Annotated in this window: 20 protein-coding genes and 1 pseudogene; 11 read left to right on the top strand and 10 right to left on the bottom strand. The window is 61.9% G+C overall.

Annotated features, from left to right (window positions below):
- The first annotated feature begins 230 nt into the window (after positions 1-230).
- On the top strand, positions 231-1,325 hold the full coding sequence (locus tag AB4Z38_RS24470) for a pyridoxal-phosphate-dependent aminotransferase family protein (RefSeq protein WP_441432121.1): 1,095 nt from the start codon (positions 231-233) through the stop codon (positions 1,323-1,325).
- 219 nt (positions 1,326-1,544) lie between these two features.
- Here the strand turns inward: AB4Z38_RS24470 and bcp are convergent, their stop codons facing one another.
- The 7 genes from bcp to AB4Z38_RS24435 form a co-directional block, all read right to left on the bottom strand.
- Positions 1,545-2,012, bottom strand: coding sequence for a thioredoxin-dependent thiol peroxidase (gene bcp, locus AB4Z38_RS24465; RefSeq protein ID WP_441432120.1), 468 nt, complete (start codon positions 2,010-2,012; stop codon positions 1,545-1,547).
- A 67-nt stretch (positions 2,013-2,079) separates the two neighbouring features.
- A complete protein-coding gene (locus AB4Z38_RS24460) occupies positions 2,080-2,760 on the bottom strand; it encodes a winged helix-turn-helix domain-containing protein (RefSeq protein WP_441432119.1) in 681 nt (226 codons plus the stop codon).
- 10 nt (positions 2,761-2,770) lie between these two features.
- The gene (gene allB, locus AB4Z38_RS24455; RefSeq protein ID WP_441432118.1) at positions 2,771-4,132 is read right to left on the bottom strand and encodes an allantoinase AllB; all 1,362 of its coding nucleotides are present in this window, start codon (positions 4,130-4,132) and stop codon (positions 2,771-2,773) included.
- Positions 4,125-5,357: a glycerate kinase gene (locus AB4Z38_RS24450; protein ID WP_441432117.1), complete on the bottom strand. Its 1,233-nt coding sequence runs from the start codon at positions 5,355-5,357 to the stop codon at positions 4,125-4,127. Before AB4Z38_RS24450 ends, allB begins: the two co-directional genes overlap by 8 nt.
- Positions 5,358-5,379: 22 nt before the next feature.
- Positions 5,380-7,158 (bottom strand): glyoxylate carboligase, encoded by a 1,779-nt coding sequence (gene gcl, locus AB4Z38_RS24445; protein ID WP_441432116.1) that lies wholly within the window; start codon positions 7,156-7,158, stop codon positions 5,380-5,382.
- A 138-nt stretch (positions 7,159-7,296) separates the two neighbouring features.
- Positions 7,297-8,175 (bottom strand): 2-hydroxy-3-oxopropionate reductase, encoded by an 879-nt coding sequence (locus AB4Z38_RS24440; protein ID WP_078107490.1) that lies wholly within the window; start codon positions 8,173-8,175, stop codon positions 7,297-7,299.
- 117 nt (positions 8,176-8,292) lie between these two features.
- Positions 8,293-9,096 (bottom strand): hydroxypyruvate isomerase family protein, encoded by an 804-nt coding sequence (locus AB4Z38_RS24435; RefSeq protein ID WP_441432115.1) that lies wholly within the window; start codon positions 9,094-9,096, stop codon positions 8,293-8,295.
- Positions 9,097-9,854: 758 nt separating this feature from the next.
- Between AB4Z38_RS24435 and AB4Z38_RS24430 the strand changes: the two genes are divergently transcribed.
- From AB4Z38_RS24430 to AB4Z38_RS24390, 9 genes are all read left to right on the top strand, one after another.
- Positions 9,855-10,052, top strand: coding sequence for a hypothetical protein (locus AB4Z38_RS24430; RefSeq protein ID WP_441432114.1), 198 nt, complete (start codon positions 9,855-9,857; stop codon positions 10,050-10,052).
- Positions 10,053-10,381: 329 nt separating this feature from the next.
- Positions 10,382-10,741, top strand: a complete 360-nt coding sequence (locus tag AB4Z38_RS24425; protein ID WP_441432113.1) for a hypothetical protein — start codon at positions 10,382-10,384, stop codon at positions 10,739-10,741.
- Positions 10,742-10,900: 159 nt separating this feature from the next.
- A complete protein-coding gene (locus AB4Z38_RS24420; RefSeq protein WP_441432112.1) occupies positions 10,901-12,268 on the top strand; it encodes a hypothetical protein in 1,368 nt (455 codons plus the stop codon).
- Positions 12,235-12,699 (top strand): ABC transporter ATP-binding protein, encoded by a 465-nt coding sequence (locus AB4Z38_RS24415; RefSeq protein WP_441432111.1) that lies wholly within the window; start codon positions 12,235-12,237, stop codon positions 12,697-12,699. Before AB4Z38_RS24420 ends, AB4Z38_RS24415 begins: the two co-directional genes overlap by 34 nt.
- Before the next feature lie 19 nt (positions 12,700-12,718).
- On the top strand, positions 12,719-13,309 hold the full coding sequence (locus tag AB4Z38_RS24410) for a hypothetical protein (RefSeq protein ID WP_441432110.1): 591 nt from the start codon (positions 12,719-12,721) through the stop codon (positions 13,307-13,309).
- Between the two features lie 985 nt (positions 13,310-14,294).
- The gene (locus AB4Z38_RS24405) at positions 14,295-14,759 is read left to right on the top strand and encodes a hypothetical protein (RefSeq protein WP_441432109.1); all 465 of its coding nucleotides are present in this window, start codon (positions 14,295-14,297) and stop codon (positions 14,757-14,759) included.
- An 82-nt stretch (positions 14,760-14,841) separates the two neighbouring features.
- Positions 14,842-16,434, top strand: a complete 1,593-nt coding sequence (locus AB4Z38_RS24400; RefSeq protein WP_441432108.1) for a hypothetical protein — start codon at positions 14,842-14,844, stop codon at positions 16,432-16,434.
- 5 nt (positions 16,435-16,439) lie between these two features.
- A complete protein-coding gene (locus AB4Z38_RS24395) occupies positions 16,440-17,093 on the top strand; it encodes an ABC transporter ATP-binding protein (RefSeq protein WP_441432107.1) in 654 nt (217 codons plus the stop codon).
- On the top strand, positions 17,080-18,294 hold the full coding sequence (locus AB4Z38_RS24390; protein ID WP_441432106.1) for an ABC transporter permease: 1,215 nt from the start codon (positions 17,080-17,082) through the stop codon (positions 18,292-18,294). Before AB4Z38_RS24395 ends, AB4Z38_RS24390 begins: the two co-directional genes overlap by 14 nt.
- A gap of 5 nt (positions 18,295-18,299) precedes the next feature.
- Here the strand turns inward: AB4Z38_RS24390 and AB4Z38_RS24385 are convergent, their stop codons facing one another.
- From AB4Z38_RS24385 to AB4Z38_RS24375, 3 genes are all read right to left on the bottom strand, one after another.
- On the bottom strand, positions 18,300-19,196 hold the full coding sequence (locus AB4Z38_RS24385; RefSeq protein WP_441432105.1) for an NmrA family NAD(P)-binding protein: 897 nt from the start codon (positions 19,194-19,196) through the stop codon (positions 18,300-18,302).
- A 161-nt stretch (positions 19,197-19,357) separates the two neighbouring features.
- The gene (locus AB4Z38_RS24380; protein WP_441432123.1) at positions 19,358-20,389 is read right to left on the bottom strand and encodes a type I restriction endonuclease; all 1,032 of its coding nucleotides are present in this window, start codon (positions 20,387-20,389) and stop codon (positions 19,358-19,360) included.
- Positions 20,275-20,877 carry a glycerate kinase gene (locus tag AB4Z38_RS24375; protein ID WP_441432122.1) on the bottom strand — a complete coding sequence of 201 codons (603 nt, stop codon included), beginning with the start codon at positions 20,875-20,877 and terminating at the stop codon, positions 20,275-20,277. Before AB4Z38_RS24375 ends, AB4Z38_RS24380 begins: the two co-directional genes overlap by 115 nt.
- A gap of 61 nt (positions 20,878-20,938) precedes the next feature.
- On the opposite strand from AB4Z38_RS24375, the pseudogene AB4Z38_RS24370 reads away from it, so the two are divergent.
- A pseudogene (locus AB4Z38_RS24370) lies at positions 20,939-21,546 on the top strand (HNH endonuclease); the annotation flags it as partial.

The following is a 21,546-nucleotide window of genomic DNA, read 5'->3' as shown; positions in this document are numbered from 1 at the left end:
CGTCCCGTGCGGCTGCAAATAGTACTCATGCATGAACTCACGGATCTCTTCACGCGTAAAACCCTTGTTATCAACGGCCATCGCCGGCTCCTTCAATCAACAGGTAATGAATGACTCACAACCAGCTTGACGATGAGGGGCCCGCTCACGTTTGCCGGCATTTACCGAAACGCTCGCTCACCTCGGCCGTCTGGTGGACAATGTCAGCAACGAGCCAAAGGAGTTCCGCCATGCCAGAGGTCCTGACTTCCCGGTATCTCTTCGGGCCGGGTCCCAGCAATTGCTATCCGGAAGTGACCGCCGCGTTGGCGTATCCCGTGATCGGGCATCTGGATCCCGTGTTTATTGAGCGCCTCGACCGGACCTGCGCCGGGCTTCGGACAGTGTGGGGGTCGCAGAATGCCCGCACGTTGCCGTTGAGTGCCACTGGTTCCGGCGGCATGGAGGCTGCCTTTGTTAATACAGTGTCCGACGGCGACGTGGCCGTAATCGCCGTCAATGGGCTTTTCGGGGAGCGCATGTGTGAGGTTGCCCGGCGCTGCGGCGCCACGGTGGTCCGCGTCGATCATGAATGGGGCCAGCCCGTGGATGCGGAGCGGGTCCTCGCCGCGCACCCTCATCCCAAGGTGATTGCCGCCGTCCATGCCGAAACCTCCACAGGTGTCCTGTCCGACGTCGCACCCCTTGGCGCCGGCAAAGGCGACGCCCTGCTGATCGTTGACGCCGTGACGTCCATCGGCGGGCTGGAACTCCTGGCTGACGACTGGGGGATCGACGTCGGGTATGCCGGGACGCAGAAGTGTTTGGGAGCGCCACCTGGCTTGTCCCCCTTCACGGTGTCCGAGCGCGCTTTCGAGCGGCGCATCAAGGAGCCGCGCTCGTGGTACCTGGATATCGGCCTTCTGGGTGGGTATGTTGGCGCAGCGAGTGGCAGCCGGACGTATCACCATACGGCGCCGGTGACCATGATCGCCGGGCTCGAGGCCGGACTGGACCGCGTCGTGGCCGAGGGGCTCGCGGCTGTTCAAGCGCGGCACCGTGCAGCCGGAGCCGAGTTGCGTGACGGGCTTGAAGCGATGGGGCTCGAGCTGTTTGCCGCGGAGGGCTCGCGATTGCCGAGCCTCACCACGGTCAAAGTGCCCGACGGCGTGGACTCGGCCGCGGTCCGCGCTTACCTTCTGGAGAACTTCAGTATGGAAATCGGCTCCGGGGCGGGCGCGTTTACGTCGACCGTTTGGCGGATCGGCATGATGGGTCCGAATGCCAACAGGGCATCGGTAAAGCTCGTCCTTGGCGCGCTGGAAGAGGCGATCGCCAAAGCCTGATGCTCGCTCACATATGACGGCGAAATCCCAAACGCTCGCTCACTTCTGGCCGAAAGGTGCTGAACCGTCCTGCAGATCATCTGCAAGAGGATACTCCCGAACGGGCATGTATGTGAGCGAGCGTCACGCCGAACGGTCTTGTTTGTGAGCGAGCGTCCGCCCGGGAGGCGTCATATGTGAGCGGGCGTTACGCCGAACGGTCTTGTTTGTGAGCGGGCGTTACAGACCGAGTTCGGCCTTGAGGGCTGCTACGTGGCCCTGGGCCTTGACCTGGTACTGGGTCAGCTTGACCTTGCCTTCGCCGTCGAGCACTACGGTAGAGCGGACCAGCCCGTCTACCACTTCGCCGTTCACGAGCTTCTCGCCCCAGGCGCCGTAGGCAAGGGCTACAGCGTGGTCTTCGTCGGAGAGGAGCGGGAAGGTGAGGGAGAAGTCGCCGGCGAAACGTGCGATCTTTTCCGGGGCGTCGGGGGAGATGCCCAGGACTTCGTAGCCGGAGGAATGCAGGCTTGAGAGGCTGTCGCGGAAGTCGCATGCCTCCGTGGTGCAGCCGGGGGTGGCGGCTTCCGGGTAGAAGTACACGATGACGTTGCGTCCGCGGTAATCGGACAGGGAGACCTTCTGGCCTTCGGAGTTAAGCAGCGCGAAATCGGGGGCCTGGGTTCCGGCGAGGAGTTTCTGGGTCATGTTGCGATCCTTGACTTGTCGGGCAACCGCCGTGGCCGGCGATCAATCTATAGGTGTAACGGGCGGCTTAGATGCAGTATTCCGCTGGTCCGCGGACTGTGGAGCCTGGTCCGGGCGCGAACTGGTAGCCGCCTCCACGCACTGTGGCGATGACATGGCGGGCTGAGCCCAGTTTGCGCCGGACGCGTCCAACATACACGTCGATGGAGCGAAATGCCGCGCCGGGACAGTCAAGTGACTCCAGAAAGCGTTGCAATTCTTCACGTGGGATGGGGCGGGACAGGTTTTCCACGAGATAGCGGAGGAGGCTGTGTTCCATCGCAGTGAAGCTGACGGGGACACCATCGAGGAGGACGGTGTTCGCGGCCAGGTCCACTGCCACGCTGCTGCGTCGGCCGGCCAGGGAGACAGGCGGGTTGGCAGCGGCGTCGGACGCGCCCGGATCGGAAGCCTCCGGACCTGAAGCATCACCGGACGTTGCAGCTCCGGCGGCGGGCCAAAGGAGGACTTCCGCCCCCGGAGCAAGTTTGCGGGCCCGGGCCAGGACCGCTTCAGCGGCCCGGGCCCAAACCTCAGGATCGATCTCGTGGCCTTCGCCGGGCTGTACCCACACGGCCAGGCCGCGCGGGAGCATCCCAGGGCTAACCAGCCCGGGCCGAAGCGCGGAGGGCCGGGCGGCGGGCTGGTGCCGCGAGGCGTTGAGCCGTGCGGGCAGCTGCCCGTACGGGGCATGGACATTGACGGCCATGGCTGTGGCCTTACACGCCGCCGCGGCGGATCAGCTTGCCGCTGGGCGTCCGGCCGTCGATCTCGCTGCCGCGCAGGTACGTTTTGCGTACGACGCCGGAGAGCGCCTTGCCGTCGTACGGCGTGATCGGGTTCTTGTGCTTGAGCTTCTTGACGTCGACGACGAACGCGTCGTCGGGCGCGAAGATGGAGAAATCGGCGTCGTAGCCGAGAGCGAGCTGGCCTTTGTTGTGCAGGCGGGCCAAGGCTGCGGGCTTCTCGGACATCCAGGACACTACCTGCTCCAGGGAGATGCCGCGGTGCCGTGCCTCGGTCCAGATCAACGAAAGCCCCAGCTGCAGCGAGGAGACGCCGCCCCAGGCCACGGCGAAGTCGCCGTTTTCCAGGTCCTTTAGATCAAGCGTCGAGGGGGAGTGGTCCGAGACAATGCAGTCGATGGTGCCATCCTGCAGGCCCTGCCAGAGCAGCTCGCGGTTGGAGGCCTCGCGGATGGGCGGGCAGCACTTGTAGGCGGTGGCGCCGTCGGGGATTTCCTCGGCCATGAGCGTCAGGTAGTGCGGGCACGTCTCCACGGTGAGGTGCACGCCGTCGCGCTTTGCCGAAGCGATCATGGGCAGCGCGTCCGAGGACGAGAGGTGCAGGATGTGGGCGCGGGCGCCGGTCCAGCGGGCGCGTTCGATCACCTCGGCGATGGCCTTGTTCTCGGCGCCGCGGGGGCGGGAGGCAAGGAAGGTGGAATAGTGTGCGCCTCCAGGGTGGGGTGCGTGGTCGATCGCGTGGGAGTCCTCGGCGTGGACGATCATAAGGGAGTCGAAGGACTTGAGCTCGGCCATGTCCTCCTCCATCTCGTCCGCGTCCAGGTGCGGGAACTCGTCCACGCCGGAGTGGAGCAGGAAGCACTTGAAACCGAAGACGCCCTCGTCGTGCAGCGGGCGGAGGTCCTTCTTGTTGCCCGGAATGGCGCCGCCCCAGAATCCGACATCCACGAACGCCTGGTCCTCGGCCACTTCGCGCTTGAGCTTGAGGCCTTCCACGTTGGTGGTGGGCGGGATGGAGTTCAGCGGCATGTCGATGATGGTGGTGACACCGCCAGCTGCGGCAGCGCGGGTGGCGGAGGCGAAGCCTTCCCATTCGGTGCGACCGGGCTCGTTGACGTGCACGTGGGTGTCAACGAGACCGGGGATGAGGGTTTCGTCGTCGCCGAGCTCGATCACCTGAGGAGCCTGCAGGCCGTTCCCCAAGGGTTCGATCGCGACGATCACGCCGTTGCGGACGCCGACCTCGCGGGCGGTGATGCCGGCGGTGGTGAGGATGCGCTGGCCGCGCATGACCAGGTCAAACGGGCCGTGTGCTGTGGTGGTTTCTTCAGACATGGAGTTGCTCCTTGGTCTCGGTTCGCGCTGCGTCATGGTTGGGTAACTGGCTCTGGGAATTTCCCGGGAGGCGCAGGCCGATGTGCTTACCCAATTCTTCAAGCAGCGGCCCTGCTTCAGCTATACATTTCTCTACATTGGATTCGAGCTCGGTCAACGCGTGGACCGACTCGAAACCGGACTCCGAAAGTTGTTCCGGGCTCAGCGTACTGCGGCCGCAGACGGCAATCACGGGGATCCCCGAACGCGCTGCCGCCCGCGCCACGCCCATGGGCGTTTTGCCGAGCAGGCTCTGTTCGTCGAGGCTGCCTTCGCCGGTGATCACCAGGTCCGCGCCAGACAGCCGCTGCTCGAGTTCAGTGAATTCGAGGACGACGTCGATGCCCGGCCTGCGTGCCGCGCCCAGTGCCGCGATCGCGATGTAGCCGACGCCGCCCGCCGCGCCTGCACCCGGCGCCTGTGCGGCGTCCTGGGCTTCGGGACCGATCTCGTTGGCGAGGACCTGGACGAAGTGGGCCAGGGCCGCGTCGAGCGTGGCGACGTCGTCCGGCGTCGCGCCCTTCTGCGGTCCGAAGATCGCGGCGGCGCCGGTGCGGCCCAAAAGGGGATTGTCGACGTCGGACGCCAGGACGAAATCGGTGGCTTCCAAACGGACGTCGAGGTTCGAGAAGTCGATCCGGTCCAGGCGCGCCAGTGCTGCGCCGCCGCCGGAAAGTTCGTTGCCGTCGGCGTCGAGGAGGACCGCGCCGAGGCCTTGCAGCACGCCGGCGCCGCCGTCGGTGTTGGCACTGCCGCCGACGCCGAGGATGATGTGCCGGCAGCCGAGGTCCAGGGCGGCGCGGATGAGTTCGCCGGTGCCCAGGCTTGTGGAGCTTTTGGCCGTTTCGGTGTTCGGGGCGCTGCCGTCGCCGAAGCCTGGCAGCACCGCAAGTCCGGAGGCCGCGGCCATTTCGATGACCGCTTCCTCGCCGCGGACGGCGAATTCGGCCTTGATCGGCTGGCCCGTGGGGCCGGTGACCGTGGCGCTGCGGCGGGTGAAGCCGGAGCCGACGGCGGCGTCGAGAGTCCCTTCGCCGCCGTCGGCCACTGGAATGAGCGTGGATTCAAAGCCCTCGCCCGGGCGGCTGGCGGCAAAACCTGCCTGCAGTCCGGCGCTCAAGCGGCTGGCGACCTCGGGAGCTGACAGCGAACCCTTGAACTTGTCCGGGGCTATGACCACACGCATTCCGTACCTCCTTCAGTACTTGCTAGTCCAGCAGGGCGATGATCGCAGTGGGTGCGTCTTCGCCGCGCTCGGCCAGCTCTTCGAACTCGTTCACGCCGTTGATTTCAACGCCCATGGAAATGTTGGTGACCTTTTCCAGGATCACTTCAACCACCACGGGAACCTTGAACTCGTCCATGAGTGCCTTGGCCTTGTCGAACGCGGCGGGCAGGTCGGACGGGTTTTCGACGCGGATGGCCTTGCAGCCCAGGCCTTCGGCAACCTTGACGTGGTCCACGCCGTAGCCGTTTGTTTCCGGGGAGTTGATGTTCTCGAACGCCAGGGACACGTTCTGCTCCATGTTGAAGCCGCGCTGCGACTGGCGGATCAGGCCCAGGTACGAGTTGTTCACCACCACGTGGATATACGGCAGGTTGAACTGTGCGCCCACGGCCAGTTCTTCGATCATGAACTGGAAATCGTAGTCACCGGACAGGGCAACAACGGTCTCGTCCGGCTTGCCGCGGACAACGCCGAGGGCGGCCGGGGCGGTCCAGCCCAGGGGGCCTGCCTGGCCGGCGTTGATCCACTTGCGAGGACCGAAGACGTGCAGGAGCTGTGCGCCGGCGATCTGCGAGAGGCCGATGGTGGACACGTAGGTGGTGTCCTTGCCGAACGCCTTGTTCATCTCTTCGTATACGCGCTGCGGCTTGATCGGCACGTTCTCGAAGTGGGTCTTGCGCTGCAGGGAACCCTTGCGTGCGATGCACTCGGAAACCCAAGCGGAGTAGTCCGGCAGGGACTTGGCTGCCTGGCGCTCGCGTGCCAGCTCGATCAGCCCGTCCAGCGCCGCACCGGCGTCGGACGCGATGCCGAAGTCCGGCGAGAACACGCGGCCGATCTGCGTGGGCTCGATGTCAATGTGCACGAACCTACGGCCGGCGGTGTAGGTGTCCAGGCCGCCGGTGTGGCGGTTGGCCCAGCGGTTGCCGATGCCGATCACGAAGTCCGAGGCCAGCATGGTCTCGTTGCCGTAGCGGTGCGAGGTCTGCAGGCCCACCATGCCGGCCATCAGCACGTGGTCGTCCGGGATGGTGCCCCAGCCCATCAGGGTGGGGATGACCGGAACGTTCAGCAGTTCGGCCAGTTCAACCAGCTGCGCGGAGGCGCCGGCGTTGATGATGCCGCCACCGGCGACGATCAGCGGGCGCTCGGCTGCGGTGAGCATGTCCAGTGCCTTTTCCAGCTGCTTGCGGCTGGCCTTCGGCTTTTCGACGGCGATGGGCTCGTAAGCGTCGATGTCGAACTCGATCTCGGCCATCTGGACGTCGAATGGCAGGTCCAGCAGGACCGGGCCCGGACGGCCGGAGCGCATCAGCTGGAAGGCCTTCTGGAAGGCGCCCGGGACCTGGCCCGGTTCCAGGATGGTCATGGCCATCTTGGTGACCGGCTTGGCGATGGATTCGATGTCCACGGCCTGGAAGTCTTCCTTGTGCAGCTTGGCAACTGGGGCCTGGCCGGTGATGCAGAGCATGGGGATGGAATCTGCCCAGGCCGCGTACAGGCCGGTGATCATGTCCGTTCCTGCGGGGCCCGAGGTGCCGATGCAGATGCCGATGTTTCCGTCCGCCGCACGGGAGTAGCCGTCAGCCATGTGGCTGGCGCCTTCGACGTGGCGGGCCAGGGTGTGGCGGATGCCGCCGTGTGACCGCATCGCGGAATAGAAGGGGTTGATTGCCGCGCCTGGCAGGCCGAACGCCTCGATGGCGCCTTCCTTTGCCAAGATGGCGACGGCTGCGTCTACAGTGCGCATCTTCGTCATGGTGTGCTCCTTGGAAGCTTTTGGTGCCCGCTACGGGCCGATTTTTGGGTGTGTCTGGGGGAGCCGGCGTCGGAAGTGCCCGATGCCGGCTGCTGGTTTTCGCTTGTTTCCGCCCTTTGGGGCGGGTCGCTTAGCTGTTTACTTGCGACCGCTGAGCTGGAGGACCTGCTTGAAGAGGCCGGAGTGGTCGAGTCCTCCGTCGCCCTGGTTGACAGTGGCGGCGACGAGCTGTGCGACGACGGCGCCGAGCGGGATTGCGACGTTGGCTTCGCGGGCTGCGGAGGTGACGATGCCGAGGTCCTTGTGGTGGAGGGCCAGGCGGAAGCCGGGGTCGAAGTTGCGGTCGAGCATCTTCTGGCCCTTCTGGTCGAGGACCTTGGAGCCGGCCAAGCCGCCGCCGAGGACCTTGAGGGCTGCGTCCGTGTCCACGCCATAGGCCTCAAGGAAGGCGATGGCCTCGCCGAGGACCTCGATGTTCACGGCCACGATCAGCTGGTTGGCTGCCTTGACGGTCTGGCCGGAGCCTGAGGGGCCGACGTGGACGATGGTTTTGCCGACAGCGTTGAGGACATCCTGTGCTGCTTCGAAGTCCGCTGCGTCGCCGCCAACCATGATGGACAGGACGGCGTCGATGGCGCCCTGTTCGCCACCGGAGACCGGAGCGTCGAGCGGGCGGATGCCGGCTGCGACCGCGTCTGCGGAGAGTCGGGCGGCGACGTCCGGGCGGATGCTGCTCGCGTCGATCCAGAGGGTGCCCTTCTTCGCGTTGGCGAAGACACCGTCCGGGCCGCTGACGACGCCTTCGACGTCGGGGGAGTCCGGCACCATGGTGATGACGACGTCGGCGTCCTTGACGGCGTCGGCGATGCTCGTGGCACCCTTGCCGCCTTCGGAGACGAGCTTGTCGATCTTGTCCTGGCTGCGGTTGAAACCCGTGACGGTGTGGCCGGCCTTGACCAGGTTGATGGCCATGGGGAGGCCCATGATTCCGAGTCCGATAACTGCAACGTTGCTCATGATTTTCCTTACTGAAGTCTTTTTAGCTCAGGTGTGCTGGACCCAACTAGCTCGCAGTTGATGTCGTTTTGAGGGCTCTAAACGACATCAACTGCTACTCAGTTGGGCGGGTGGGGACTAGTGGGAGGTGGCGCGCTGGCGGATGGCCCAGCTGAAGGCCGTTTCCTGCGGTTCCTTGTACTCGAGGCCGATGTAGCCTTCGTAGCCGAGTTCGCGGCTGCGGGCGATCCATTCGCCGAGGGGAAGCTCGCCGGTGCCGGGAGCCCCGCGGCCGGGGTTGTCGGCGATCTGGATGTGGCCGAAGTCCTTGGCGTGGCTTTCGATGACGGCTGCGACGTCGTCCCCGTTGACTGCCAGGTGGTAGAAGTCGGCGAGGAGCTTGACGTTCGTTGCGCCGGATTCTTCCTTGACGCGGGCGATCACCTTGAGGGCGTCGGCAGCTTTGAGGAGCGGGTACTTGGGGGCACCGCTGACGGGTTCGAGGAGGACAACGCCGCCGATCCGTGCGACGCCTTCAGCGGCGCTGGCCAGGTTCTCGGCGCCGATAGCGTCCTGCTTCTCGGCCGATTCGCCGTCCACGCGGTTGCCGTAGAGGGCGTTGAACGCCTTGCAGCCGAGCCGCTCGCCGATGCCTGCGACAACGTCGATGTTGTCGAGGAACTCGGAAGAGCGGGCGGGCCAGGAAACCAGGCCGCGGTCGCCGCCCGGCATGTTGCCGGCGTTGAAGTTCAAGCCGGTGAGCTGAACGCCAGCGTTCTTGATGGCGTTCTCGAACTCGGTTACCTGGGCGTCCGACGGGACGGACGATTCAAAGGGCCACCAGAATTCGACGGCGTCAAAGCCGGCAGCCTTCGCGGCCGCGGGGCGCTCGAGCAGGGGCAGCTCCGTCAGGAGGATGGAGCAGTTCACTGTGTACGTCATCGTAGGTGTCCTTCCGGGGGAGGGCTTGGGATCCATGTTCCGCTGGGCTTGTTCTTCTGGGCTGGTTCGCCGTGTTGAGTTTCCGCTTTGTGGAATTTAGATTCTGCTTTATGAAAAGTTTAGGGAACGAGGGGGTGGGAGTCAAGGGGGTGTTTGGTAGGGGCGGGGTTTGGGATACCAGAGCCGGTGTCGCGTGGCTCGCGAAGCGCGAAGGTGTCGAGTGGGGTGCAGGTGTGTCGTTTGCAAAGGAAGTCCTTAAGCTGGCCCTGCCGCCCGGAACCCCGATAGTTGCGGTGGCCAGCAAGCCGAAGGAAGTCCGGTTTCTTCGGGCGGTTGGATTCACGGCGCTGGAGTACAAGGGAGAAGCTACGCGCGCGATGGTTCGGAGGACGTGAGTAGGTTTGGTTGTGCCTAGGTCGAGCTGACTCCATCGCAGCCTGATGATGACACCGCTCTACGTGTTCACCCTCGATTTACACGGAGAAGCGCCACCGACCACACGTAGATTGCTCGATTTCACACTGAAATTCAGGTCTCCCAGCACTGAGTTTCCTCTTTTCTACACTGAGACGGCTTTTTTGGCGTTAGCCTCCTTCACGAGCACGGTCCACCGAGCAACCGGGAATCGGAGGGCCGCTCCGGATGATCAGTGTGACACGCAACTTTGGGGGTTGGGAATTGAAGCTGAGTCAGCAACAGGCCATGGCAACAGCTGTGGGCCAATGGATTACCGGCGTCCACGGGCTAAGGAACTCGCCATGAAAATCAACTCGATCATTTGGCTTCTACTGGCGCTCATCTTTGGTTTCTACTCCGCATACATCTTTTCGACCATTCACCGCGACTCACCGTGGAGCATCGTTTCCGGAGTAGTCCTCGTAATGGCTTCACTTATTTCGCTGTGGAAGTTCGTGCGTTGCGCCAAGGCATCAAAGATCGAAAGAAGCGGGCAATGACACCCGTGCCCCGATTGGTGCGATGGCCTTCCGTTATACCGGCGGATATTGCCGCTGAGGGCTCGGACCAGGATCGAAATGCTGTACTACCTAGATGAACTCCTGACGGCAATGCGCGCGACTCCGGGCCGGCGTCGATATGACTTGATCAGCTGCGTCGTCTTCGTCGTGATGGCAGGCGCTCTGTTCGTCGCTGGAGCGCCATTTCCCGTCTTTGTTGCCCTCTTTTGCGCTTCTTTCTTTCTCGACATCGCTCTCGTCGTTCGCTGGGCCCGCAGAGACGCTTTGGCGGCTATACCTCTGCTCACCAGAACCCGGAAGGTCCGACATTGATTTACTCATCAACGGTCCGAACCATCGCCACCATCCTTGTACTCGCGTGTATCGCCGGCAGTATCGTCGTGGGGCTCCTTCACGAACCGAGGACTCCACTGCTTGCGTGGACGTCCTTGACCGTTGGAGCGATCTCCCTGTCGGTGGTGCTCGCAACAAGACCGAGTCCCAAGCGCGATACGGTTCTGTTCATCATCAGTGGGATGAGCGGCAGCATCTTCATAGCAGCCGCGAAAGTGGACTTCCCGGGCACGCTTCCGATATGGCTCTGGACGATAGGCACCATCTGTATCGGAACCGCGGCCCTGATCGTCGACGCGGAGTCTGCCCAAAGCAAATCCGTCAACCGTCTCTAGGCGCGGGCAATGGGAAGTCTCAGAGCGGCTTACAAATTCACGGGAGTGCGCATATTGGCGGTCACGGGATGGCCGATATCCATTCGGACACTCCTGGCCCTCGGAGTAGCTAGTGGGGTTGCGTTGGTCTGTGCTGTTCTGGCTGGATCGCTATTTGTGATGCGGCTGCTGCACAAGGCGTTGTCCTTCGGCGGCGGGGGTACCCATGAGGGCAGCGCTGCAACGATGGCAATCATCCTGTTGGCGCTCGCTGTCTGCCTCTATATCTCCGTCGGTGCGCTCGCACGGGAAGCACTCAGCAGTCGGAGGTTTGCAGTCCGGTTCAACCCAAACAGGGAGCTCTACAGGGCGACCGATGTTTCAATGCACCATGTGTTCCTAGCCGAGGCAGTTCCTCGGGCTGGCATCTTGTTTGGTTTGTCGGGCGCCGTCTGCAGCGCGGCATGGGTTGTTGTGCACGACGAAGGTGGAAGCGGCGGGCCATCGGCCCTGACCCTCTTAGCTGCGCCGTTCGCCTTGACTGCGTCCTGGCTTGCCTGGAGTTCCAAGCTGGCCGCAAGTGACCCTCGCGTACCGAGTCTGGCCACGGGATTGCTTGCTTTCGCCGGGGGCTGTCTCCTGGCCGCTTTCCTAGGCGCGATCGTCGCCCGAGCGCTGCTGGCACTGACCTCGGCACCGCCCGGGTTTGACCTGGGACTCAACGCAACCGGCGCGGAAGGCGGCTGGATCGCGACGGCGGTGGCGATCGCCGTCGTCGTGTTTTCCTTTCTCACAATCCGGAACGTTCGAGCGATCAGGAGGCAATCGTTTCCCGTAACTGCCCGGGTCCCGCGGCGCGTCAGTGAGTCCGTATGGAAGACGACGACGCCGGTCGCCATGCTCTGGCGGGTCCTCATAGTTAATCTCGTCAGGGACAAGTCGTTTGCCCTGTTCCGTGGAATCGGAATCTGCCTGCTTCTGGCTGCTGCTACTGCGATCGGCGTTTGTTGGGGCGGGATAGGGCCGCAATTCCCCCGGGAGATCCCCGGAATTCAGAACGCGGGTGCCTGCATCGTTTTCATGGTGGGAGTTGTCGGGAATGAACTCATGTGCAAGGCGAACAATCCGATCGGACTTCTTCCGCAGCTGAGGTACAGCTGGGAATCCGGGTTCGGCCTCAATTCTCTTGCATGGGGTGTGACCCTGAGTCAGTCTGTGCTGCTGGCGCTGCTTGCGGCACCAGGGATGGGAATCATTGTCTGGGCTGCGACAGGCGCCCTGCCCGTGGAAACCCTCCTGATTCCGTGGTCGATTGCGAGCAGCAACATCATTGGAAACGCCTACAGCAAGGTCAAAGTCCGGCAGGCCGACGGCTCGATGGAAATGTCCCTGGCGGCAGCGTTCATTGGTCTGCTGCTTGCTGTTCCGGTGCTCGGGCTTCTCCTCCTGGGCAACGTCCCCGCAATCATTGCCGCCGTCATGTACACGGCTCTTCTCACTGGAGGTGCAAAGATTTGTCTGCAACGCAGAATTCTCTCCCGGAAATAGTCTTTGACCGCGTGTTTGCCGGATACTCCGCCGACCATCCCGTCTACGAAAACGCGTCTTTTGCGTTCACTGGGCCGGCCATGATCCATTTGCAGGGAAAGAACGGATCCGGAAAATCGACCTTCGTCGAACTGGCCAGTGGCTATCTGTCTCCGTGGGCTGGAACGGTCCTCGTCAACGGAGCGAGCGCCGATGACCCTGGAGGTAGAAGCAGGCGGAGGGTATGCCGGTCCGAAGCGGCGCTCTTCGCTCAGATGACCGCCCGTGACCACCTTGTGTTTGCCTGTATTGCCCGAGATGTCGATCCTGGTCCCGAAATACTGCGGGCGACCCAGCTGGGCATGGAACCGTGGCTGGGCGAGAACGCGGGGAACCTGTCCACAGGAAATGTGCGCAAACTCTGGTACGTCATGAACACCGTCGGCCCCTGACGACACCGCCGGACACGTCGTGCATGTGCTGGAGCGGTTCGATGCACCGACCTCCGTTCCGGAGTCGCTCCTGCTCCCGAAGCACCTGGGCACGCTGGGCCGTGTGATATTCGCGTTCGTCAATGTGGTCGTGACCGTCGCCGCCCTCTTCGCCCTCTATTTCCTCTGGTGGGTGGACGAGGAGCCACCCGGATGGTGGTTCAATCTGATCTTCACGGCCATGATCGGCGGCATTCCTGTTGTGTTATGGGCGCTCCTGATCGGGACCGGCGAAGAAGCGAAGTTCGACCGTGCGATGCAATCCAGGTGGGACGAGTCCCGGCACTATGCTCGCGCTGAGCGGGGCAGCGTGCTGGCCCGGGACATCCGTCTTACCGAGAACGGCTCGGTCTCGTCGTTCGACCTCACCGTGACGCTCGGTGACGGCTCGACCCTGCGCGGACGTGGGTGCCCGCGTACGGCGCCGAATAAATCTCTGCTGCAGTCGCAGGTGCCGGGAGTCGGTGCCGAGGTGCGAGTGTGGCGGATCGTGGAGGCAGGGGTCGATCCGAGCGCTACCCCGGTCATCATCCAAGCGACCGACCCGAGCGTTGTGGCGCGACAGCCCTGACCCTGCAGCCGTCGAGCGAGAGCGGTCCGCCTAGGTCGCTTCACCCACAGCTAACCGGCAGTCTGGTTGTCAACCAACATGATGATGTCGGCGACAAGCCAGCCACCCTTGGATCGCTCAGGCCTGGGTCCCTCGCTGACCGGCAAGCGAAGAGGCTTTCAGACGGGCAGAAGCAAAGCCACGCACTGATGAGCGAACCTTCACGCACTCCCTGACCGGGGTTCGGAGGACGTGAGGTTGAACTCACGTTGGCCTGAGCATAAGGAAAAACCGTGTTTCCGTCTACGTGTTGCCACGCTTCGGTCTACGTGTTGCCATGTTTGACCACTTAGATTCGTCGACGGCACCACCTAATTCGTTGTTTTCAACACTGAGTCGCCATTTTCGCCCTTAGCCTTCCTGTATGGGCTTCGATTTCAAATCGGAACCACAGAAGGATTGGGGGATTCATGAAAAATCGCGTCCTGATTGTTCGGGAAGTCCTAGTGGCAATGTTGGCTATCCGCAGGACGGCCACTGTTTTCGTGCTCGCGTGTGTCACTGTCAGCACTATTGTCGGGCTCCTTCACGAACCGAAGACTCCACCGCTTGCCTGGACCTCCTTGGCTGTTGGCGCGATTGTCCTGGTCCTAGTGCTCGCAACAAAACGAAGTCCGAAGCGCGATGCTGGTCTGTTCGCGATCAGCGGGATGGGTAGTCGCGTTTTCATGGCAGCGTCGACTCAAAACAAATCCGTCAGTCGTCTCTAGGCATCGGTAATGGGAAGGCTGTTCGTTCTGGCGCTGGCGCCGGTCTCGTTCGCGGAGCGCCTGATCTGGGGCCGAGAGCGGGCTCCTCCGTACTTGAAGTAAAGGACTCGCGAGCCGCGATCCCGGACTCGTTCCGTGCGATCGGCTCAGGGTGGAGAACATGTTCGATATTCATGTCTGACCAGAGATGCGGTCGGAATTCCAAGACCGACCGGTAATTGAAAATGGGGAATCGAATGAAAATTGTTAGGAATGCGAGGAAGGCAGTTGCGGCAGGAGCGCTGACGGCACTCATGGCAATTGGGGCCGCGTCGGGAGCGCTAGCCACTAGCGCGTCGGGCACGGCGTATTTCGATAACGGGCAGCCGATCACGGCAAATATGTGGATCCAGCCGGTTTCAAATGGCGGCTGTGGGAGTTTTTCCTCATCGGCGGTGATGAACGTATCACCTAACTGGATCCGCAACACGACATCGTTCTACCAGTACGGAGTTGGGTCCATCAGCATCAAGGGTGTCAATGTATCGGGATCGGGCACCAGTAATCCGGCGACACTCCAGTGGACCAACAGTAACGGCGCTCGTGGATCCTATCTGAGCGGCACTGTCTGCATGGGTTGGGGTGCGTTCTACCTAGGCGCGGATGTGGCGGCCACCGCGTACTACTACGGCAATTTGCGCACTGCTTCCGCCCGCGTGTAACGAAGAGATCGGCACTGCAGTAATGAAAAGAGGCCCGGGTATATGCCGTCGAAAATTGCAGAACACACGAGGCGCCAAACTATTGTCGGCGCTAATCGTGGCTGTGCTCTGCCTGCCTGCCTGCAGTGCCGGTCTCTCCGCGCCGGCTAACGATGTTTCTTCCATACAAGAAGACTTGAAGAAGCTCCAGGGAATCAACGGCCTTATAAGGATGCCCGAAGGGGAGGGCCAAGAGCGTGGGGATCTGTACACCACGGCGTTGTACTCCGAAGACCTTGGTTCCTACCTGCTAGCCGGAGATAACGCCAATAGGACTGTCCGTGAAGCTCTCAGTGAGCAGTCCACAGCCGACCTGCCGACGCTCTGGTCGGCGCTCAAACTGATTAGGGCTGCCGGAGCAGCATTGCCCGCCGAATTGGAGGCAGGATTAGTAAATGCCGCGATGCCTCCGAGACAACAGGATGTAGGCGCGGAGATCGCCGTCCTCTGGTTTTGGATCGATATCGGCAGGATGCAAGGCTGGTCCGCAATCGCTGGAAAGTCCTTTGCGGAAGAAGCTCTCGTGCGGCTTGGGGCAATTGACGTCAACTCGATCACGAACAAGCCCTATCTTCTGTGGCGTCTCTTCGATTCCTATTCGGCTCTGGAAAAGCAGAAACCCAGCGAATTGGAACGAGCGTTGAAAAGCGTGGATTCCAAGAAGCTCCCTGGCGACTATGAGTCGACCCTTGACTTTCAAGCCGCTCTCGAAGCGAGAGCAACTCTTAGAAAGGATCTCGTCGTTCCAAGGGATGCTAAAGACTATATCGTTGGGCTTCTGGATTCAGGCCAGGTGCATGATGACGCGCTGATCGCCTCACTGCTGCGTTCCCTGGAATTGCTGAACGCGCAGACCGAGGCACAACGACTTATCAAGGACCGCATTGCCCCCAGGGTCGACCAGAAGACCGGACTTATCCGTTCATCGACTCTCGCTAAAGGGTCAGTCCATGGGACGTATCTTGCCGCGAGACTCCTCGACACGAGCTTTCCAGATGTCGCAAGCGAGCGAACCCGAGACGAACTGGAACGCGTGCTGAAGGCGCCCGAAACCGATCTGATCACTCAACTCAAGGCGCTTGTGGCACTTAAACGCTCCGGCTCGTCGTCCTGGGGGAGCTACGGTGCGGTCATCGAACGGGGTGAGGCAATGCTCCCGGCCGCCGTGACATGCGCAAATCTCAGCGGGTACATCGAGTTGGTGGACGTCCTGGTGCAACTGGAGCCCAACGCCCGGTTGGGGAGGCTGGAAGCGTTCGATGCAGACCCCGGGGTTGAAGACTCACTCTCCGGCGCTCTGATGGCGCTCTCCAACTCCATGTACTTCTCAAACAGCGAAGAAGTGAGATCAATGTTTCCGACCGTCCAGTCCGCTCTCCCGCAGCTCATCGGTTCACCCAAAGGAAACGGCCTGAACTATTTTCGGGCGTTGACCGCCACGACGAACGCAAGTCAATCCGGTCTTGGATCAAACGACTTCGACAAGGCGGCCGAGGGACTCCGGACCCTGAAAGGCTGCAAAGAATTCCCGTCCTTGTATCGGATGGAAGTGGACGAAGCGTCACCGTGTAGCCTCTCGATTTCGGCCGCCATGATCGCGGTCCCAGGTGCCTACGACTTCGGGGTGAACAAATGATCTCGGTGCTGCGTCTTGAGAACATCGCCAAGTCTTTTTCAGATGAACGCGGGACCCGGCAGCTGGTTCTTCCGGGAGTCAGCCTGAACGTCGAGGCTGGAGAAATTGTCTGGCTGCGGGGCGAGTCCGGTTCGGGGAAGTCAACGGTCCTCAATATCTCCGGACTTCTGTCAACCCCCGATGCCGGCAAAGTGTGGATCAACGGTGACGACAGGACCAATGCATCGTCCCGAACGGCGAGCCTCGTCCGCTCAAGCGAAATCGGAATGGTATTTCAGAGCAGCAACCTACTGCCCGAACTTACGGCGTTGGAAAATGTCCTCCTTGCCAGCAGCCAGCCCATGACACGCACAAGGGTTACGGAACAGTTGGAACGCTTCGGCCTTGGGGCGGTAGCCGACCGGCAAGCGAAGAGGCTTTCCGGCGGGCAGCAGCAAAGAGTCGCGTTTTGCCGCGCCCTGATCAACGAACCGTCACTACTACTAGCGGACGAACCAAGTTCGGGTCTTGACGCGACAAACACTCAAGCCATCCTGGACGCCATGCGAACGGGCGCCGACGGCGGCTGCGGTATCCTCGTCGCCTCCCACGACGAAGTCTTCCAGCAAGTGGCCCACCGTCAGCTTCCAATGAAGGAGTTGCTCCTTGAACAGAAATAGAGTCTTTGCTGCAAGGTCGGTGCGGCTTTCTCTCTCGAAATTGAGGCCACTCGCGGTCCTGATGAGTCTTGGCATCGCGGTATTCATATTCGCCGACAGCATCGTCGGGGCCGGCATCACTTCATATTCAAACAAGATCACCACCAACTCAGCACTGAATTATGTTGAGGTGACTTCAGTGGGTCCAGACTCAGCTCGCGACATCACAAACGACTCATTGTCCCGGTTTGACCAAATTGATCATGTGGTGGGATCCACCGGCTGGGCACAAATTGACCTCGCGATAGAGGATCCGTCGAACTGGCCGTCTCCGAACAACCCCGGCGCGTTCATGGGTACGCCGTTTATCAGCGGAATTGCCCCGAAGGTACTGCTCGGCGACGCCTCCCGAGACGGCCCCGGGGAAGGCCAAATCCTGCTTCCCGACAAGGGTCAAGGCCAGAAATATGCTCAGCTGCTCGGCAAGGAAATGAGCTTCGTGTACACAAAGGAAATCGGCCCCGGCAACGGGGAACCCGTTTCCATCTCTCTCCATGTCTCAGGTATTTATGACAACTCGTCGCCGGGTACGGATGGCGCGCAGGCTGCATATGTATCCAGCAAGGTACTCCAGTCAGCACTCGCCAATGCCCGGCCGAATACGAAAGCGTCAGCTTATCCCCGCGCATATGTTCGCGTTGACTCAGCAGACGAAGTGGTCAATGTACAAAACCAAGTCCGGGCCCTCGGATACTCAGTGAACAGTGTTGCGGGCCAAATCCGGTCTCTGTCAGGCCTATTTGCCCTTCTGGCCCTTGTCAGCTGGGTGATCGGTGGCTTCCTGATCATCTTCTGCCTCGGGGTCGGAGTTTCGGTTGGTGGCAGCTGGATTAAGCAGAGAGCTCGCGAAGTGGGTCTCCTCAAGGCCATCGGCTGGTCGGTGGCCTCGATAGCAGGGATATACATGGTCGAGTTGGCAGCCGTAGGTCTCATCATTGGCGTAGTGGGAGCGCTCCTGGGAACTCTTTGCTCCATCGTAGGAACAGCGGTCTTCAGCGGCCTTCAGCTCGACCTCCTGCCCGTGGCTGCGTGGGCAATGCCCAATTGGCTGCTCGTGCTCGGAGCACTCATCTGCGTGCCTTTGTTCTTGTGCCTTGGAGCCGTTGGCCACGTCGCAAGACTCGCTCGGCTCGACGCGGATTCCTCGCTGAGAGACCTGTAGCTCCCCTAGTGCCCCAAACTCCGAGCAAAGCGCGCGACCGCGTTTTCCGCCGTCGGGACCGGTCCGAATACTTCGGCTTGGCGCGAAGTGTCCGCGACGTATTTGCCGGTCTCGAACCAGGCGAGCATGGAGCTCATGTCCTTAACCATAGGGACGAAAGGTCCCATCAGCGCGCCGAGCGCGTGAACCAACCCGGCCGGCATCGAGCGGACGCGGACCTGTTCACCCGCAAAAGTCGAAGCGATGTCCGCGATATCCTGCACGCTGACAGCTCGGTCCCATCCGATGTCGATCCGCTCGCCGTCGGCGACGTCCGCGTCGACCGCGGCTGCGAGGTAGCCGGCGAGGTCGGAGGTGAGGACGAAGGTCAGCGGGACGGTCTTGGTGCCGAACCACGTGAGGCGCTTATTCTCGAACGGGTCTCCTCCCATCTGGGTGATCTGGTCGAGAAAGGCGCCCGGGCGAAGGGCGACAAAAGGGACACCCAGTTCCTCCAGCTTGTCTTCCGTGAGCTTCTTGTGCCAGAAGTGCGGGACGTTCGGGGTCTGGTCCGAGGTGAGGATGCTGACCAGAATGAATCGCCTGACACCCGTCCGGCTCGCAGCAACGGCGAGGTTGGTGTTACCTGTGGTGTCGATTTCCAAGGCCCGTTTGTCGCGGCGGGTGTACCCGGCCGCAGAGGTGATAACGGCGTCGACCCCTGTCATTGCGGCGATGAGGGAGTCAAGGTCGAGCATGTCGCCGCGCGCAACCTCAACACCTTTGGCCTCGAGCTTGCTCGCATCCGATCCTGGCCGGACCAACGCCCGGACGCTCTTTCCCTTTGCGAGCAGTTCATCGACCACTTTGCCGCCGACCTGGCCGGTGCCGCCGACGACGAGGACCGGTTTGGTTTTAGTCATGGGTGCTCCTTCGTACAGGGACGAAGACCAAGCCTCGCTCGGTCAGTCCGGTGACAAGGCTCTTACAACTCGGTTCGAGACCCTCCGAATATATCGCGCAGTGGATTGCTCGGCGAGACATGCCCCACGGACATCTCGGACAACCGCGCTTTCGACAGCTACTACAGGTAGCCCTTCACGCTGGCGCGAAGGGCGTCAGCATGTTCGTAAATGTCTTCAAGGGAGTCGATGGGAACACGCCGTTCCTCTTTGTGTTCGTCGAAGAGTCCGAGGTATTTCTGTGCTCGGTTGAAATGCAGGCGCGCTATAGGCCGGCGGTTATTGTCATCTAGAAGTACTGCGAAGTACGACTTGGCGTCGCGCTGGAAAACCCTTGAGGGCTTCACATCGCTGCAAACGATCGCCCGGACAATCTGGTAGCCCTCGATTTCTTCGAGTGTGGTTTCAATCCCATCGGCTTCGGCGAGATCGGATTCAACGACCGGCTCACTCGTCACCTTCGGAAGAATTGCCGAATCGTCGACCTGCGTAAAGGTCTGAGAGCCGAGGGCTTTCTTAAGACGTTCATTAGCCTGGTCATTGAGAAACTGCTTCGATGCCTTTTTGACGAGCGACGTGAACTGTTCGCGCACACGCTGCGTATATGGGCCGGTGTACACCCGCGTGGTCAAGAACTTGACCCACTCGTCTTCAGGCTCGCGGAACTGGGCAGCCAGTGTCCGTTTTAGCTCACCGATGTACTTCAGTTCGCCAGCTGCGTTGATGATCGAGTCCAGATCGAAGACATCTTTTGAGAGTTTCTGGAGTTCCGGCAAGAGCGAATCATCGATGTCATTGAGATCCAGCACCAGGAACGGCTTTTCGTCCATACGGTTCGGAGCATCGAGATCAGTAAAAAACTGATACACCTCGCCGTTTGTGAGTATGGCGATCCGCGCATTTGTGACTGCAAAATAGCGGAACAGTTGAGAAGCGTGTTCGATCCTTACTGGTCCGATGGACTTCTTACACTCGATGAGGATCTGTATTTCGCCATCCTTCACGATGGCGTAGTCAATCTTCTCGCCTTTTTTGATCCCTACATCCGCTGTGAACTCTGGCACGACCTCCAGCGGGTTGAAAACGTCGTAGCCGAGGATCGTTGAGATGAACGGCATGACGAATGCGTTCTTCGTTGCTTCCTCGGTCTGAATAGCCTCGCGCTGTTGACGCACCTTTGCCGCAAGCGCCGAGAGCCGTTCTGCGAATTCCATGTGTCCCCCCTTGACCAATCCGACATTGAGCCAACCGTAGACCAGCGGCGGTAAGAGATCACGGAAGTTGCCTCCCCAATCTCCCGCCCGATCCGCCGCAATAGCTCCGCGGACAGCTCGGGATCCTTCAACGAGTCCCGGTCCGTGTAGCCCGCCAGTGCGTAGACACGCGAGACCGACATCTTGGACCACCGCCCCTGCGGCAGCAACGAACGGCCCGCGACGGCGATGATCGGCCGGGTGCCCGAGCGGCGTGCGACGGCGGCGGCCAGCTTTCCGGGGAGGGCCTGCTCATCGATGCTGCCCTCGCCGGTGATGACGACGTCGCAACTGTCCTTTCGTGCGTCGAAGTCCAGGAGGCCCAGGAAGTAGTCCGCCCCGGATGCCCGAGAAGCGCCCCCAAAAAAAGTTGGGCCGCTTCTCGAGATTTTTCGCCCGGGGGCGATTCTTCAGCCTAATAATGTCAGTGGTCCCTGAGAGGCTTTACTCATGGACGGCATTCAGGGTACGCAGCTGATCGGGACGGGCACGCCAGGCGGCGGCATGGTCCTGGATGCTGCCCTGCCGTGCCTTCGAGTGCGGGATCTGATCGATGCCGTGCATTCGCTTTGCCCAGGCCTCGCGAACGGCGCGGCACCGGCCGAATTGATTGACCAGTTGCGTGCCCTGGAGGATCTGAAGTCCGCGGCCGCGGGGGCGCAGGCGAGGATCGCCGTCGCGTTCGATGCCGCCCAGCGCAGCGCCGAGAAAGAGCTGGGCGTCCCGGCCGAGGAACGCGGGCGCGGCGTCGGAGCCCAGATTGCCTTGGCCCGGCGGGAGTCGCCGGCCCGCGGATCCCGGCTCTTTGGACTGGCCAAGGCCCTCGTGAGCGAAATGCCGCACACCCTCGCCGCCCTGGACACCGGGCAGCTGAACGAATGGCGTGCCACGTTATTGGTGAAGGAAACGGCTTGCCTGTCCGCCGAAGACCGGTCCGCCGTGGACGAGGAACTCGCCGCCGACACCGGAACCTTCGACGGCGCCGGAGACAAGGCCATCATCGCCGCGGCCCGGACCGCGGCCTACCGGCGGGACCCCCGCTCCGTCACCCAGCGCGC

Source organism: Arthrobacter sp. 2RAF6 (assembly GCF_052115205.1).
GTDB lineage: Bacteria > Actinomycetota > Actinomycetes > Actinomycetales > Micrococcaceae > Arthrobacter.
The sequence above is the reverse complement of the archived record's forward strand: the minus strand, read 5'-3'. Positions and strand labels throughout refer to the sequence as shown.

Excerpts from the sequence above, each read along its gene's own strand:
- AB4Z38_RS24470 (WP_441432121.1), top strand. The coding sequence starts at position 231 with ATGCCAGAGGTCCTGACTTCCCGGTATCTCTTCGGGCCGGGTCCCAGC.
- bcp (WP_441432120.1), bottom strand. The coding sequence starts at position 2,012 with ATGACCCAGAAACTCCTCGCCGGAACCCAGGCCCCCGATTTCGCGCTG.
- AB4Z38_RS24460 (WP_441432119.1), bottom strand. The coding sequence starts at position 2,760 with ATGGCCGTCAATGTCCATGCCCCGTACGGGCAGCTGCCCGCACGGCTC.
- allB (WP_441432118.1), bottom strand. The coding sequence starts at position 4,132 with ATGTCTGAAGAAACCACCACAGCACACGGCCCGTTTGACCTGGTCATG.
- AB4Z38_RS24450 (WP_441432117.1), bottom strand. The coding sequence starts at position 5,357 with ATGCGTGTGGTCATAGCCCCGGACAAGTTCAAGGGTTCGCTGTCAGCT.
- gcl (WP_441432116.1), bottom strand. The coding sequence starts at position 7,158 with ATGACGAAGATGCGCACTGTAGACGCAGCCGTCGCCATCTTGGCAAAG.
- AB4Z38_RS24440 (WP_078107490.1), bottom strand. The coding sequence starts at position 8,175 with ATGAGCAACGTTGCAGTTATCGGACTCGGAATCATGGGCCTCCCCATG.
- AB4Z38_RS24435 (WP_441432115.1), bottom strand. The coding sequence starts at position 9,096 with ATGACGTACACAGTGAACTGCTCCATCCTCCTGACGGAGCTGCCCCTG.
- AB4Z38_RS24430 (WP_441432114.1), top strand. The coding sequence starts at position 9,855 with ATGAAAATCAACTCGATCATTTGGCTTCTACTGGCGCTCATCTTTGGT.
- AB4Z38_RS24420 (WP_441432112.1), top strand. The coding sequence starts at position 10,901 with ATGCGGCTGCTGCACAAGGCGTTGTCCTTCGGCGGCGGGGGTACCCAT.
- AB4Z38_RS24405 (WP_441432109.1), top strand. The coding sequence starts at position 14,295 with ATGAAAATTGTTAGGAATGCGAGGAAGGCAGTTGCGGCAGGAGCGCTG.
- AB4Z38_RS24385 (WP_441432105.1), bottom strand. The coding sequence starts at position 19,196 with ATGACTAAAACCAAACCGGTCCTCGTCGTCGGCGGCACCGGCCAGGTC.